Source organism: Microcoleus sp. T2B6 (assembly GCF_036700475.1).
Lineage (GTDB): Bacteria > Cyanobacteriota > Cyanobacteriia > Cyanobacteriales > Microcoleaceae > Microcoleus.
On the sequence record NZ_JAUBOZ010000054.1, the window covers coordinates 36,651 to 52,464 of the forward strand.

The 15,814-nt window shown below is 43.4% G+C and carries 11 protein-coding genes; 1 reads left to right on the forward strand and 10 read right to left on the reverse strand.

Features of this window, described 5'->3' with window-relative positions; translation table 11 throughout:
• Positions 1 to 157: 157 nt before the first annotated feature.
• The gene (locus tag QUA00_RS21975; RefSeq protein ID WP_333105759.1) at positions 158 to 619 is read right to left on the reverse strand and encodes a VOC family protein; all 462 of its coding nucleotides are present in this window, start codon (positions 617 to 619) and stop codon (positions 158 to 160) included.
• A 449-nt stretch (positions 620 to 1,068) separates the two neighbouring features.
• Between QUA00_RS21975 and QUA00_RS21980 the strand changes: the two genes are divergently transcribed.
• Positions 1,069 to 1,245 carry a hypothetical protein gene (locus QUA00_RS21980; protein WP_333411118.1) on the forward strand — a complete coding sequence of 59 codons (177 nt, stop codon included), beginning with the start codon at positions 1,069 to 1,071 and terminating at the stop codon, positions 1,243 to 1,245.
• 105 nt (positions 1,246 to 1,350) lie between these two features.
• Here QUA00_RS21980 and QUA00_RS21985 read toward each other — a convergent pair whose 3' ends face one another.
• The 9 genes from QUA00_RS21985 to QUA00_RS22025 all read right to left on the reverse strand — a co-directional run bounded on the left by QUA00_RS21985 (position 1,351) and on the right by QUA00_RS22025 (position 15,611).
• Entirely contained in the window at positions 1,351 to 1,836 is a 486-nt protein-coding gene (locus QUA00_RS21985) for a glutathione peroxidase (RefSeq protein ID WP_333105758.1), read from the reverse strand.
• Between the two features lie 290 nt (positions 1,837 to 2,126).
• The gene (locus tag QUA00_RS21990; protein ID WP_333143477.1) at positions 2,127 to 3,020 is read right to left on the reverse strand and encodes a DUF2382 domain-containing protein; all 894 of its coding nucleotides are present in this window, start codon (positions 3,018 to 3,020) and stop codon (positions 2,127 to 2,129) included.
• 220 nt (positions 3,021 to 3,240) lie between these two features.
• Positions 3,241 to 4,101 carry a DUF2382 domain-containing protein gene (locus tag QUA00_RS21995; protein ID WP_333143476.1) on the reverse strand — a complete coding sequence of 287 codons (861 nt, stop codon included), beginning with the start codon at positions 4,099 to 4,101 and terminating at the stop codon, positions 3,241 to 3,243.
• Between the two features lie 607 nt (positions 4,102 to 4,708).
• Positions 4,709 to 5,224 carry a DUF1499 domain-containing protein gene (locus tag QUA00_RS22000; protein WP_333143475.1) on the reverse strand — a complete coding sequence of 172 codons (516 nt, stop codon included), beginning with the start codon at positions 5,222 to 5,224 and terminating at the stop codon, positions 4,709 to 4,711.
• 68 nt (positions 5,225 to 5,292) lie between these two features.
• Complete coding sequence (locus QUA00_RS22005; protein ID WP_333143474.1) at positions 5,293 to 6,948, reverse strand: adenylate/guanylate cyclase domain-containing protein; 1,656 nt, start codon at positions 6,946 to 6,948, stop codon at positions 5,293 to 5,295.
• On the reverse strand, positions 6,923 to 9,481 hold the full coding sequence (locus QUA00_RS22010) for a response regulator (protein ID WP_333143473.1): 2,559 nt from the start codon (positions 9,479 to 9,481) through the stop codon (positions 6,923 to 6,925). The genes QUA00_RS22005 and QUA00_RS22010 overlap by 26 nt, the downstream gene beginning before the upstream one ends.
• Positions 9,482 to 9,489: 8 nt before the next feature.
• On the reverse strand, positions 9,490 to 9,882 hold the full coding sequence (locus tag QUA00_RS22015; RefSeq protein WP_333143472.1) for a response regulator: 393 nt from the start codon (positions 9,880 to 9,882) through the stop codon (positions 9,490 to 9,492).
• A 352-nt stretch (positions 9,883 to 10,234) separates the two neighbouring features.
• A complete protein-coding gene (locus QUA00_RS22020; protein WP_333143471.1) occupies positions 10,235 to 11,659 on the reverse strand; it encodes a response regulator in 1,425 nt (474 codons plus the stop codon).
• Between the two features lie 7 nt (positions 11,660 to 11,666).
• On the reverse strand, positions 11,667 to 15,611 hold the full coding sequence (locus tag QUA00_RS22025) for a PAS domain S-box protein (RefSeq protein ID WP_333411119.1): 3,945 nt from the start codon (positions 15,609 to 15,611) through the stop codon (positions 11,667 to 11,669).
• Between the last annotated feature and the right edge of the window lie 203 nt (positions 15,612 to 15,814).

Here is a 15,814-nt window from a genome sequence, read left to right on the forward strand (position 1 = left end):
CCGCCTTGACTGGGGTAGGCACGGGGAGTAGGGGTAGCACTACCCCTACATATTTTTACAAATGATTTAGGATTGCTATAGGATGTTTACGGATCACCGCGCTCAAAAGAGTAAATGTAGGGTGCACGCGGACTACGGAGAACCCGATAGCGAGTGTTTAAACGGCATCACAACGGATTTCGATGATAAATCCATCAGGATCGTAAAAGTAAATGCCACGTCCTGTAGCGCGAGTGACGGGGCCGCTATCGATCGCAATTTGATTTGACTTTAGCACTTCCAGAGCGCGATCGAACAAATCCGGCTCGATATCGAAGGCTAAGTGGTTGGCGCGGGTAAAAGCTTTCTCCGGGTCTGGGTTTGGCGGTTCCAAGTCGGGCTGCCAAAATAAGTCAATAACAGTACCGTCTGGGGTAACGAAATTAGCGACTTTACCAGCGGCTACCATTTCTGTTAAAGTTGCTGGAATTTCTGCACCTGTTAGTTCGTGCAGCCCGAGAATTGTACCGTAGAAGTGGCGGGAAGCTGTCATATCGCGCACGTTTAAAGCGATATGATGAACGCGGCGCAAATTCCCCGGCGCGAGGGCAATTTTGACGTTGTTTTCGGTAGTTTGCATGATTGTCAATTGCGAATGTTAAAATTGAAAGCAGTTTGATTTATTCAGATGGTGTCCTGTAAAATAAGCATTTTAAGTTGGTAGTCAGGACTTCATCGGGGCCCCGAAACCGGGTTTTTTACCTTGGGTGCGGTCTACAACGTCTCTTTTCGTAAAAAAACCCGGTTTCTCAACAATTGTGAGGATCGCGAATTAAATAACTTACAATTTTAATTGTTATTGTGGGATGGGCGTCTCGCCCATCCCACAAACTTGTGGAAGTTAAGCTGTGGAGCATTTAAACCAGTAACGAGGCTAGTAGGGTGCGTCATTCGCGAACCCTTACGCTGAAACGGAAAACCTTAGATGCTGACGCACCTTACGCAAGTCCTTTAAATGCCGAACAGCTTATTTAATTCTCATTCCTGAGTAAGTCCTAGTATTGTTATTTTTCTTTAGGAAACGATGCCATGCCTACAAATAGCATGGCCAGACCACCTGCCAGAATTGCGAAGGCAAGTACACCTACAACTAAATCTAATCCCGATGTATTTTCCATTAAATTAAACAGTTCTCCAATTAAATCCTATCATCGGTATTTCTTAATTGCTGAGTGCTTGCAAACAATGGGGAAGAGAAAAAAATAAGCTTTCAACTTATTAGAAAAAAAGCCAATTAATTTCTTCCCTCTTCCCTAAACCTCCATCCGTTAAATCCGTTAAATCCTGTAAACTGCTTAGTTGCCGAACTTTTTATTTGGCCAATTCTCGATCGATAGCAGCGATTAGTTCTGGTGAATCGGGGCCAACACTGCTGCGGAATCTGGCAACCACTTCACCCTGTTTGCTAACTAAGAATTTCTCAAAATTCCACGCAACCTCACCCTTGGGATCGACTGCACTCGTAAGCTTAGCGTATAGCGGGTGCTGCTGAGTGCCTTTAGCGCGTACTTTGTCAAATAATTCAAAGGTGACGCCGTATTTGGTAGTACAGAAATTGACGATTTCTGGATTACTTCCGGGTTCTTGACCTCCGAAGTCGTTGCAGGGAAATCCTAAAACACGGAGTCCAGCCGCGCTGTACTTCTGGCTCAATTCTTCGAGTCCTTTGTATTGAGGTGTATAGCCACATTTGGAAGCTACATTAACTATCAAGAGTACCTGGCCAGCGTACTCTCCTAGCTGCTTGTCTTCGCCTGCGATCGTTTTTACTTTAATGTCGGAGATTGTGCTGGGCATTTTCAAATACTTTTAAATTTGACCACCACAATTTTACCGCAAGTCGGTACAATTTTGTCTAGAGGTCGATCGCTAAAAATTTAAATATCCCGGTCGGGGCGGGTTTACGCATCTCCGGCTTATATTATAGATATTGGTGAACCCGCCCCTACCAAAATTACGGTTAATTTACCGAACACGATCTTAGTAGATGGCGGTGAACTTTCTCCCCAGCACGAGTCGCCACAGTCCCCTGTTAGATTTAAGTTTCTCGCTAATAGCTAAAATCTACACGGAAAAGGACGAATATTTTAACTCTCTGAGTGGTGTTCCGTCATCCATTTTTGGTAAGTATCCTCAAGTTGCTTGTCTTCCAGAACGAGTTCTAGGCGGACTTTGACGCAACCGTGACGGGGTTGAGAGGCGATCGAATTTAAGATTTTGCTAGCTTTCTGCACAGAGGTAAATTCCGCCTTAACTGTCGGTTCTTGGCGATCGGTCTTAATCTCGGTCAAATCTATACCGGTGATGTTTCCCTGGCCTAAATCTATTTCTGCCAACACCTTCGGATCGTCGCCGACTTGTTCGACAATCAGCTTTTCCCACTGGATGGGTACTTGTACCATCCGAGTTTCAATTTCTTTACGCACTATGACTTCGCCGACTTTGCGCTTGCTGCGATTGATCACCAATCGTTCTTCTAGCAGGCGAATTACTTCTTGATCGACAATATCGAAGTTTTCCTCATCCTGATCTGTCTCCAAATCTGCATTTGTGAGATCGGCATCTGTTAGATTTGACATAACTTTTGAGGGATTTGTTGACTCACTGTTGCTAAATTCACTATCCGGTTCAGAGGCATTTTCTAAATACGGATGCCCGCCATTTGCCGAAACTACCGGGAGCAGATCGACTTGCTCCGAATTAATAGTTACAAACAGCGCTTTTTGGTGATAATCGACTTTTTTGAGCAGCTTAACACTTAATAAAAAAATGCGGGGATTGTCGCTACCTAGCCCGGCAACCACAAAGTTTAACTGACCGTTAGCATCAAAATAGACATCTTTAACTTTGCCTACTAAGTGACCTTGGTTGTCTTTGACGGTAAAACTTTTTAGCTTAGTTCTGACCTTTTCAGGCACCCGGTTGAGACGGGTTATTGATTTGGCAGTTGCTATCTTTTCTGCTGATGCTTGACCGTTCATTTTTTAAACTTTCCTGCTTAGGGATTTTTATTATGAATTGGTAAGGGGAAATTGGTAAAGGCGGGGAAAGTGCATAAACCTTGCCAAAACTAGACAAGTTTTGTACCCCCCCGCCCCTCACATAGGAATTGCGCGATCGCTACCAATTCAATCAAACCTGCGCGGTGACAGAATTATGTCATTAAGGCGCAATTCCTATGCAATACCTGTTGCGGTTGGTTTATATCTTTGGATTTTTATTATCTACAACCGCAGTTCCATCAGTCTTAACGTCTAATTCTTCACGACGCAAGGTTTCTTCGCCCTCAACCGTGCTGCGAACAACTTCTTTTCTGACGTTGACTTCTTCCCGGACGAAAGCTTCCTTGTGAATGTCGGCCGTTTCTTCGTAGACTTCCATGCGTGCAACTTCCCCTGATTGGAAGTCAGCCTCACCGACTGAAACTACTCGACCCGCTTCTACCGGGGTTACTCGATCGATTACAACTCGTTCTTTTTCAATGGGTACTGAAGCTCGCGCTGTTTCAGTTTCCACGCGCTTGCCAACTGCTACTTCGCCTGTTTTTGCGCGGTGTTTGTTGGCAATCAAGCGTTCTTCATAAAGCTTGAGATTTTGGTGCTGCTGTTCGTTGGTTTCGTAGAGGGGGCGGTCGATATCGTAGCTGTAGCTGCCGCGATCGTAGCTAGCAGGAGTGGCAGTGCTTGCAGCGGCAGTTCCTTGATTGCGGTAGACGCCTCTTACCTGTTCTTCGCGATCGTAATCTACTGCTTCTAAATCATTGTAAGCCGGCAATTGTTCTGCTTGAGCTTTGCTGCGAAGGCCTGTTGCGTAGACCCGATGGGCTCCGTAGTCGAAGCGAGCCGAACCGATTGGCAACAATACTTTTTTGCCAAAAATCCAAATACCGGTGTCAATTACCAGATAGCGGAAACGGCCAGTGTCATCAACCAAAGCGTCATAAACGGTGCCTACTTTTTCATCAGAGTCGCCAGCGTAAACATCAAATCCCTTGATGTCGTCTCCCGCAAAGATTTCTTCCTGATAATTCGGATAAAATTCTGCTAATTTTTGAAGGGCCATGTGTTTTTTCCTCTTTGCTCTACTTAAATTAATAGTAGAAATTAATTCGCTAACTTCCCTCTCCCTAAAGTCAGAAGTGTATAATTTAGGTGGTTTAATACTATAGGAATACTACGGCATCTCTTTTTCTGTGCTAGCGCGCTCAGCTATTTTAAATATTGTAAAACCCTACAATCGTCAATCTTATAACAAGTATTAAAACTCAAAGCCAACCGTAGGGACACAGCAATGCCGTGTCCTACTCCCCCTGCTGCATACTCCTTTTCTTTTGCGGTGTGCCTACTGTTAATAATTGTTAAGTAGGTGGTTAAAAATCAACATTACATAGTAAGACCCAAATATCAAAGCCCCTCATCTTGCAGGAGAGGGCAGAGCTGTTTTATTCTCAGGGAAATCATCGTTTTGTAGGGGTAGCGCCCCCGTGCCTACCCCCTCCACGGATGAAGGGAAATCATCGTTTTGTAGGGGTAGCGCCCCCGTGCCTACCCCCTCCACGGATGAGGGAATCCGTGTTTCAAATATCGGGGCAACCACGGGGGGTTTGCCCCTACGGATAATCAAACCGCCCTGCAGGAGAGGGGCTTGCGGAAAGCTAGAAATTTTCAGTTCAGAGTTGATTGAATTGAGTTCTGATAGCTTCTATCCGTTTGCGGTTAACTCCCAAATCCGACTCTCCCAGACGCGAAGCCGATCGCACATGGATCACTTTCGCCCCATCATCTACCAAAAATTCAACGTCATCAACAAACCCCATCAAAGCACTGGTGAACTCCGCATAGAGGTAATTATCAGTTGCCGTGATTATTTTAGTTTTTCCATAGGAGTCGATCGCGCCTTTGAGCTTTACCATCGCTTCACTCTGGGACGAAGTGTATGCCAAAGGCTCAATTTTGTGTTCGGCATCTTGACTGAAGCTGCTGACGCAGTTGGGGGAACTCGGGCACGCTGCGAGTTTTCCTGACACAATGCCGATATTGGCAGGTCTTTTTCCAGCAAACATGGTTTTTTCTCCTGGTATAGCGATAAAAGTAGCGATCGACAGTACCGCTACTGCTAGCAGTGATATTAAAATAACCAGGACTCTTTTCAATGCTGTCGGCGATTTTGTTTCAACTGTTTGCAAAGGATTAGCCCTCCAGAAAGTGCAAATTAAATCTAATTTTAATATTAATTGAAATTGACCTCGAAAAATCACAAAGATTTACTTTTTTCTTCAATTAACCAGTAAGTCAGCATTCTTCCTTTACCTTTAATGGGGATATAGCCTCGTTCTTCCAAAACAAACTGCTCTTTCAAACGCTCGTAAGTGGGCGCCGTCACTTGAATTTTACCAGGCAATCCATTCGACTCCATGCGTGAAGCAACATTAACAGTATCCCCCCACAAATCATAGCTAAATTTGCTAATACCAATAATTCCCGCCACCACCGAACCGCTGTGAATTCCGATCCGCAATTGAAAACTTTCTCCCATTTTGGCATTAAACCTCCTCAAAGCTGCCTGCATCTCCAAAGCTAAAAGTGCGATCGCCTCCGAGTGATCCTCCTGCGGCGTCGGCAAACCCCCAACCACCATGTAAGCATCCCCAATAGTCTTAATCTTTTCCAACCCGTGCAACTCAGACAACCTATCAAACTCCGAGAAAATCCCGTTCAAAATTTCCACTAACTGCGTCGGAGTTTTGTGAGCCGAAAACTCTGTAAAACCCACCAAATCAGCAAACAATACGCTCACATCATCAAAATGATCTGCTATCAACTTTCGCTCTTTTTGCAAGCGATCTGCAATAGGTTTCGGTAAAATATTCAGCAGCAATTTCTCTGTTTGTCCTTGCTGCACTTTCAGCGCAGCTTCAGCTTGTTTTCGCTGAATCAACGAACCAAGCTGCGTAGCAACGGCGCTCACTAATTCCAACAAGCGCGGCTGACATTTCAGGACTTTTTCGCGATAAAAAATCAAAATAGCTAACACTTGATTGTCCGCCACAATTGGCACCCCAAAAGCCGCTTTCAATCCCACATTCCGCGCAATTTCCGCTCGTAAAAAAACTTGTTCCGGTGCAGTAGAAACATCCTCGATCCATTCAGACTGCTGCGACTGCCAAATCCTACCAGGGAGTCCCACACCGGGAGCAAAAGTCAACTGCCAACTTGTTTGTCGGAATTGGGCAAAACTCAAGTCACTGACGTACCTGCCTGTAGCGCAATTTAAAAAGCCCTCACTGCAAGGAATCCAAGCTTCGCCCAGATTCCATTCAATAGTTTGGCAAATTAAACCTAAAATCACATCTATAGCCGACTCAAAATCCTCAGATTTGCTAATAGCTTGAGTCGCCTGCAGCAGCAATCTCGTTTCCATTTCAACCTGGCGGCGTTCTGCGATTTCCTGGTGTAACTGGACATTTTGAGCGGTCAATTTTTGATTTTTTTCTTGCAATTGGATTTGCAATGAACGCACAGTAAGTTGATTGCTCACTCGCGCCAATACTTCTTTCACCTGAAAAGGCTTTGTGATATAATCTGCTCCGCCCACTTCAAAAGCTTTTGCTTTATTTATTCCTTCTTCTAGGGCGCTGAGAAAAATGATGGGGATTTCCCTAAATTGCGATGCTTTTAATTTTTTACATAGTTCGTAGCCGTCAATATCCGGCATCATAATATCGAGTAAAATTAAATCGGGTGCGCTAGATTGAATAGCATCTAACGCCGCAAAACCATTAGTAACAGGTCGAACTTTATAGCCAGTTTTTTGCAAAATTCTAATCAACAAACGCAGATTATCTGGCGTATCGTCAACTACTAAAATATCGGCTTGATAGTTTTCAGTTTGTTCCGCCTTCATCTGCATGATCTGATTCCTCCGCCTCGGCAATTAAATTGAGAATTTTCTGGTAATCAAAATTATCGAGATGACCCTGGAGAATTTCCGCCAATTCAGGATGAGGCTCCCTTATTTCGTCGATTGTCCTGACAATTAAGTCAAAATCAGCACTGCGGATTACCTGCTTCATGTTGTCTATCCATTCTGCAGGAAGTCTAGGTAAATAAGCAAGCGCAGCATTAGGGAGCGAGTCCGATAAATTATTTCGATCGCCTATTGAGATCAAGTCCGTTGAGTTAGAGTAGACATACTTCACCCCCAAATGTTTGGTGAGGGTATCAAATATATCTGTTTTGCGGAAAGGTTTGCTAATAAAATCGTCGCAGCCGACCAATAAAGCAAACGCTTGCCTTCCTTCAATTGTACTAGCTGTCAAAGCAATAATCTTTGGAATCGGGGAGTCGGGATGGGAAATATTCATTTCGCCCTTTCCTTGCTGCTCTTGCTCTCTCTGCTTGATTCTGGCCTTAATTTGTTTAGTAGCTTCGTAGCCGTCCATCACTGGCATTCGCACATCCATCAAAATTAAGTGCGGATGCCAATTTTCCCACATTTCTATGGCTTCCTGGCCGTTGGTGGCTTGTTCAACCCCGAAACCTAAAGGAGAAAGCATTTTGACTAAAAGTTGGCGGTTGTCTTCGCGATCGTCCACAATTAAAATCCGGTAGCACGGTTGATTGGGTTCCAACCCAGTAACTTCGCGCTTAAGTTGCGGATCAGGAATATCGGCAGCATAAACCGCACCGACAGGAATTTCAAATTTAAAAGTCGTGCCGAGTTCCAGTTGACTTTCTACGACAATTTCTCCTCCCATCAGGCGGACAAATTGACGGCTGAGCTTCAATCCTAAACCCGTGCCTTTCTGAATTTTTTGACCGGAAGCGGTTTGCACAAAAGCCTTAAAAATATCGCCCAATTCTTCGGGAGCAATGCCAACTCCTGTATCTTCAATTTCAAAGAGAAGGAAAAAATCCGGCACTGTTGAATCATCAGCCTCATCGCTCCATTCAACCTGTACAAACTCACTGCTAGTTCTCGAAAAATCCCGAATAGTTCTTGTGGTATCAAAGCAAGCTGTGGGACTCTCCAATAAATCCAGAAATCCCGATCTTTCTAACTTTATAACTCTTAAGATGATGTCGCCTGTTTGCGTAAACTTAATCGCATTACTCAGAAGATTAATCAGCACTTGGCGCAGTTTAATATCATCGGTACGCACGTACTGAGGAACGTCAGCATCGCGCTGGAAATGCAACTGCAATTCTTCATTATGTACCCGCAGTTGAAACATATCTTGCAAATCGTCAAGCAAGCGGTAGAGGTCGAAATTTTTCGGGTTGAGTGTCATCCGCCCCGCTTCGATTTTTGACAAATCTAAGACTTCATTGATCAAGGTGAGCAAGTGTTCGCCACTACGGCGAATAATTCTCATATTTTCTCGGTTTTCGACAGTAAGATCCGGGCTGGGTTCCATGATTTGTGCAAAGCCGAGTATAGAATTGAGAGGGGTGCGTAACTCGTGGCTCATATTGGCAATAAACGTGCTTTTAGCTTTGTTTGCTGCTTCAGCAGCTAAGGCGGCTTGTTGCAGTTGTTCTGTGCGTTCGTCAATTTGGGCTTCTAAGGTGTGGTGGTAATCTGCTAGTATTTTTTCGGCTTGTTTGCGATCGCTAATATCTTGAAAAGCTGCGATCGCATAAACAATATTTCCGCTAGCGTCAAAAATCGGCGTGGTATTGATCTCGATCGCAATTCTTTTGCCATCTTGACGGATTTCTACATCGTCAACCTTAACAGATTCTCCTTTGAGAGCCCGCAAAATTGGCAGATTATCCGGCGGGTAAAGCTCATCAGTATTGGCAACATAAAGTTGATAAGTGGCAGCTAATTGTTCCGCAGTGCTTTCCGGGATAGTGTCTGCACCCAGCAAATCCCGCGCTGCCTGGTTGAAATAGGCGATCGAGCCATCGGGATGATAAACAGATACCCCCACTGGCAAAGCTTCTAAAAATTGACTCAGGCGGCTTTCACTCGCCGACAGGGCCTCATTTACTAGCTTTAACTCCTCGTTTACTTCTTGGCGCTTATGAATTTCATCTGTTAACTTTTGATCTTGCAAATAACTGTGAACTGCTTCTACAACCGTTAATTTTAAGTCTTCATTTTGCCAAGGTTTAGGAATATAACGGTACAATTTCGCATACTTAATAGCATTACTAAGGGCTTCCAAATCTGCTTGCCCAGTTAGCATAATAGTCAGCGTCTCCGGCGAGCTTTCGTGAATTCTTCTGAGCAGTTCATCCCCTTTAATATCCGGCATGATATAATCGGAAAGCACCAAAGCAATCTCGTATTCATCTGCCTGCAAATCTGCCAGCAACTCTAAAGCATCAGCCCCCCCTTCAGCGGTTTCAATTATACACCGATCGCCGATCGCCTTTTTCAGTTCAATCTTTAAACTGTTCAAAACGTCAGGTTCATCATCAATACAAACAATCACAGGTTTTTTCATAACTTAGCCAGCCCAGATTTTATAGTCTCTATTAAGTCTTTGCTTTGCCAGGGTTTGTACAAACAACAGTATAAATCTGCTTCTTCTACTGCCCGCTGAACTGCCGCTGCATCCGCTTGACCCGTCAACATCACCTTAATAATTTTAGGATATTTTTGGTGAACTTTAATTAAAAGTTCGTCACCTTTAATTCCCGGCATCAGCCAATCAGAAACAACCACAATCACCTGAGCTTCTTCTTGAAACTCCTCAAGTAGATCTAAAGCTTCATCACCACTTTCAGCTAATTCATAAAAGTAATCATTCTTAAATTCATTTTTTAGCTGGATCTTGAGAGTATTCAAGATATCTGGTTCATCATCAACGCAAAGAATTATAGGCTTATTCATCTTTTGCTCTCTGCTTAAATTTTAGTAGGTTTACCGACATGACTTGCTTTTACGTTATAGATTTCGGGCAAAGATGCAGGATATCTGTCCCCTATCTTATTTTAATAGGACTTCCGAAGATAAACCCGGTTTCTCCTAATAAATCTTGTATTTGTCAACGAGACAGCAACGAGTGTCAATCGATTTTAGATTTTAGATTTTAGATTAAAGAATTGAAGCATTGACCCCACGGATAAATTCGGGCGTTTGTTTATCGGATACAGGTTTTTTATTTCTGGACGGATGAATCCGGGGGCTTGCATCCTGGATGCTTTCCGTCAGAGGGAATCAGCCTCCTGCAGGTAAGTTTTGTTTAATAAATTGGCAGCGAGACTGTAAAAGTTGTCTGCCCCGGTACAGAATCTACAGCAATTGTGCCTTCGTGTTTTTCCACAATTTTTCTCACAATATCCAATCCCAAACCGCTACCTTCGCCCGCCGATTTAGTCGTAAAAAATGGCTGAAAAATTTTGGGAATAACTTCTGAGGGAATACCTTTACCGTTATCAGTAAACTTGAGTAAAATATTTGCTTCTTGCTGCCGAGTTTCAATCGTCAAAATACCTTTATAATCCATTGCTTGCAGGGCATTATGAACGAGATTCGTCCAAACTTGATTTAAGTCATCGGGATAGCACATAATTTGGGGTAAATCTCCATAATTTTTAACTACTTCTATACCGTGTTTCAGTTGATTTTGATAAAGAGTTAACACCGTTTCAATGCCATCGTGCAAGTTCGCCTGGACTTTTTCTGGTTGGCTATCAAAATGAGCGTAAGTTTTTAATGCAAATACAACTTTCCCAGACTTCGCTGTCGCTCTTTGGATCAGGCTAATACTTTTTTTAAAGCTCGCAAACTGGTAGGCACTATTTAAAACTACTTCGCAATCCGGCGATTTAAAAAGCGGCAAGAACTCTTTGATGTTTTCGTAGATTTCCATGTCAACTAAAGTATCCGCAATTTCATCAGATTTTTCAACCGATTCTGCCATCAAATCCCCCCTCAACTGCTGCTTAAATTTCCGCTTCTCTCTGCTTGTGAATAAAACTTCTTGATGGGTGGCTCTGTACAGTAAAGCTAAAAAATAAGCTTTGCTTTCCTCAGAAAGTTCTTGATAAATTTGAAGAAATTTTTCTAAAAACTCGTCGGAAAAATTAGATATATTATTAACAGAAGAACCTATAATGCCCAGGGGGGTATTGATTTCGTGGGCAATGCCGGCAATCAGTTGTCCCAGGGCTGCCATTTTTTCCGATTGGATCAAATGCTCTTGGGTGGCTTGCAGTTGGTGGATGGCCGTTGCTAAATCTTGATTTTTTTCTTGCAAAGTTTGTTGCAGTGAACAAATTTTTAAATGAGTTTCTATCCGGGCTAAAACTTCTTCAACCTGAAACGGTTTAGTAATAAAGTCAACTCCGCCAACTCCAAAAGCTTTAACTTTATCCAGCACGTCATTGATCGCACTAATAAAAATAACAGGAATGTCTTTTGTAATTTCAGAAGCTTTGAGTTGCTGGCAAACTTGATAGCCGTCCATTTCCGGCATCATAATATCCAGCAGCACTAGATCCGGGGGTATTTTTTGAGCCGCAGACAATGCTAGCTTGCCATTGGGTACCGGGCGAACTTGATAGCCTTTTTCGCTCAAAATTCCTGCCAGCAGCCGCAGGTTTTCTGGCGTATCGTCCACTACTAAAATATTAGCTCGATTGGTTTTAGGGGAAGTTGAAGTCATCGGGTATTTACTGTTTGTCGCTGAGTTCGATTATGTTCAAAATTCTGTCATATTCAAAATTATTAATGCAATCTTGAAGCTTGCCCGCAAGAGAGGGATTGACAGTGCCGATTTGTGCGATCGAAGTTGCGATCGCCTCCATGTCCACACTCAAAATACTTTGCTTGAATAGGGCCATCCAGTCTGGAGAAAGAGAAGCGAAAGCCTGCGGTGTCAGCACATCCTGACTTGACTCCTCTACACCTCCGGCACTTACTGCGGTTGGATCTTCATAAATATAGCGTACTCCTAAATGTTTTCCCATTGCCACAAAGATATCCTCCTCGCGGAACGGTTTCCGCATAAAATCATCGCAACCCGCCGAAAGAATCACCGCCCGTTCTTCCTCCAAAACGCTAGCAGTTAGGGCCACAATCGCCGTTGCTTGCCCGCCAGTTGTAGTTTTAATCTGTTTCGTTGCCTCATAGCCGTCCATCACAGGCATTCTCATGTCCATCCAAATCAGATGCGGTTCCCACTCCATAAAAATATCAACCGCTTCTTTACCGTTATTCGCTTCTCTCAACTCAAATCCGAGTGGACTGAGAAGTTTTACCAACAGTTGGCGGTTCAAAGGTTTGTCGTCCACAATTAGCAAGCGATAACTCGGCTGATTCGGTTCGAGGGCAACAACTCGGCGTTGAGTTTTTTTGCTTTCAATATCACTAGCTTCAACCAGATGAACTTGAATGTCAAACTGAAATACTGCACCCTTTCCGATCTCGCTGCTAACAGTAATTTCACCTCCCATTAATTGCACGAACTGGCGGCTAATAGCTAAACCTAAACCCGTTCCTTCCTGAGAATCTTTACCTGTTTTCGTCTGCACGAATGCTTCAAACAACTGATGGATTTCCTCAGCAGCAATGCCTGCACCAGTATCTTGAACTTCAAAATGCAGCCAGTAGCGGCCCGGCAATTGGTCAGTGCTGTTTTTATGTATATTCCGTTTTCCTCCTTTGACTTGCATCGACACTCCCCCTTCTGAAGTAAATTTAATTGCATTATTGAGCAAATTAATTAAAACTTGGCGCAATTTAACTTCATCAGTACAAATGTAATGGGGAACTTCTGCGTCTCTGTCGAAGATTAATTGCAAACCTTTTTGCTCAGCTTTGAGAGCAAACATATCTTCTAAATCGTCTATGACTTGGTACAAATCGAAGCTTTTTTCATTAATCGTCGTGCGTCCTGCTTCGATTTTTGACAAGTCTAAAACTTGGTTAATTAAAGCCAGTAAATGTTCCCCACTCCGCAGGATAATTGCAACATCTTCTTGATTTTCCTGAGACAACGTTTTACTGCGGATCATGACTTGAGCAAAGCCGATGACCGCGTTCAGGGGCGATCGTAATTCGTGGCTCATATTGGCGAGAAAGGTACTCTTCGCTTTGTTTGCCGCTTCGGCCGCTTCTTTCGCCTGCTGCAGTTTGATTTCCGCTTGTTTGTTATCAGTAATATCTTTAATAAAACCTTCGTAGTAAAGTAGATTTCCTGCTTCATCGCAGGCAGCGCGACAATTTTCCGAAATCCAGATTATACTGCCATCTTTGCGGGAAATTTCCGATTCAAAGTTTGATAGTATCCCGTACTCGTTCATCAGCGCTGCAAATTCTTCGCGACGGTTGGGTTTCACGTAAAGCTGGTTATGGAAATTCGGCTGTGCTGCTATTAATTCTGCAGGCGAGTCGTAACCGTAGATGTTAGCTAAAGCGGGGTTAGCGCTGATATATTTCCCGTCAATAGCAGTTTGAAAAATTCCATTCAAAGCATTTTCATAAATGTTGCGGTACTTTTCTTCTGCTTCCCGGAGGGCAGTTTCTGCTTTTTGGCGCTCGGTAATATCGCTAGAAATCGACAAGAAACAAGCTTCTCCGTCAATATCGATGGTTTCTATCGACAGCAGTGCCGTTCTTTCTGTACCACTTTTATTGCGAAACCTCAGCTCATAGTTGTGAAGAGCCGTCTTATTCTTTAACATTTGAATCATGCGATCGCGCTCTCCCAAACTCGCCCAGAAATTGAGTTCAACCGCTGTTTTTCCAATAATTTCTTCGTGACTGTAACCCATCATTCGACAAAAGCTCTCATTGGCTTCTATGTGGCGACCATCGCTAATTCTAGTCAGGGTAATCGCATTAGGACTTAAACGAAAAGCTTTAGAAAACTTTTCTTTTGCCTTGGCAAGATCGGCGGTACGTTCTGCAACTTGCACTGCTAAATTGTCGTTGTATTCCTTTAATACTTTCTCCGCTAGTTTGCGTTCTGTAATATCTTGAAAAGCGCACATCGCGTAGATAATATTTCCTTGAGCGTCATAAATAGGAGTTCCCCAAACTTGCAGGGGAACAGTTTTGTCAGTCGAGGAGATTTCAATATCATCAACAGTTACACTTTTACCCTGCAAAGCATTTAAAATTGGGTCGCGTTCCGCCGGATAAATTTCCTGAGTACCCGCTAAATAAACTCGGTAGGATTGACGTAAACTTTCGGAATTTGTTGGTACAATTCCTTGAGATAAAAGTTGCTCTCCGGTAGGATTAATGTAGTAAGGTTGACCGTTGGGATCTGCAATAAAAATCCCTAGCGGTACTGCATTGAAAAATTGTTTTACTCGGTTTTCGCTTTCCGAGAGAGAAGTAAATGAATGCTGCAATTGCTCGGCCATGCTGTTAAAAGCAGTGGCAAGTTCTCCGAGTTCATCTTCGCGATTCAGAGTGAGTTTTGTATCCCATTCATTCCGGGCCAAAGCTTTCGCCGCCGCATTTAATCTTAAAATCGGCTGAACAACCCATTTAGCAGTAAGAATCCCCAGGATTGTCGCCCCCATCAATGCTGCAAGCGACAGTAAAAAAGTCGTGCGCGTGTTGAGGTTAATTTGCTCCATAAAGTCAGACTCTGGTACAACTACTACAATCAGCCAATCCAACCCTCGATCGTCTTTAAAAGGAGCTACCTGAATAAAATTTCGCTGGCCATCAACATCAAAAGTAAGTTGTTGAGAATTATTAATTTTAGCTAAGCTATCGTAGGATTTCTCTAAATGTTGTGCAGTTTGGCGAATTACCGGATTCTCGCTTTCTGAAGCTTTAATACGTCTGGTTTCTTTACCTTCCACCACGAATTCTGGACTCGAGGTTGAAGTAGCAATTAACATCCCCGATCGCTCCATCACAAAAGTTTGCCCCGACTTGCCAATTTTGAGGCTGACGAGAAATTCTTTGATTCGGGAAAAGAGCAAATCGCTACCAGCTACTCCTAACAATTTGCCAGCGTCGTCGTAGATAGGCAAAGCAGCAGTAATTGCCAGTTCCCTCGTCAAAAAATCCGTATAAATTGGAGTCCAAATAGGTTTTTTGCTCGCAGCGGCAGCTATGTACCAAGGGCGAGTTCGCGGGTCGTAAATATTGGGTGAAATTTGCACTAATTGAACGCGGTTTCCCTGAGAGTCCGCAGTATATCGAGCTAACTTATTGCCAGTAGAGCTGTCAGCAGCCGATATCAAAATCCCATTTTTAGTGCGGATTGCTCCAGAGTGTTCTCCATTTTCTTTGCCTGTGTAAATGATGCTGATAGAATCAAAATATTGAATTTGTTCGAGAAAATGATGTTCGAGTTTTTGCTTTTCTTCTAGGTTCAACTGCCCCAATTTTATGCCTTGAACGTTCAGGTGATTGACAATGTGGGGAATTGACATATAATTTTCCATGCGGTCTTTGATGCGATCGCTAATTTCTTCTCGCAACTGAGCGGCAACATCGTTGACTGCCCGCTGACCGTTTTGGAAAGATAGCCAACCTACAACTCCAACCGTGCCGACAATTTGCACTAAAAAAGGAACCACGAGCACCGTTTGTAATGGAACTTTGCCGATAATTTTTGTAACCAAACGATTGAGGGGTTTAGGAAACATATTCGTCCTAAAAGTAATTTAAATTGGTAGTTGAAATTAGTAGATTTTATAATCTTAGAGGGAGAGACCAGCGAGTCATATCAAATCCGGTTAATCATATCACTTCCGGTTGCACTCATACATGATTGTTGACTGTTGACTGTTGACTGTTGACTGTTGACTGTTGACTGTTGACTGTTGACTGTTGACTGTTGACTGTTGAC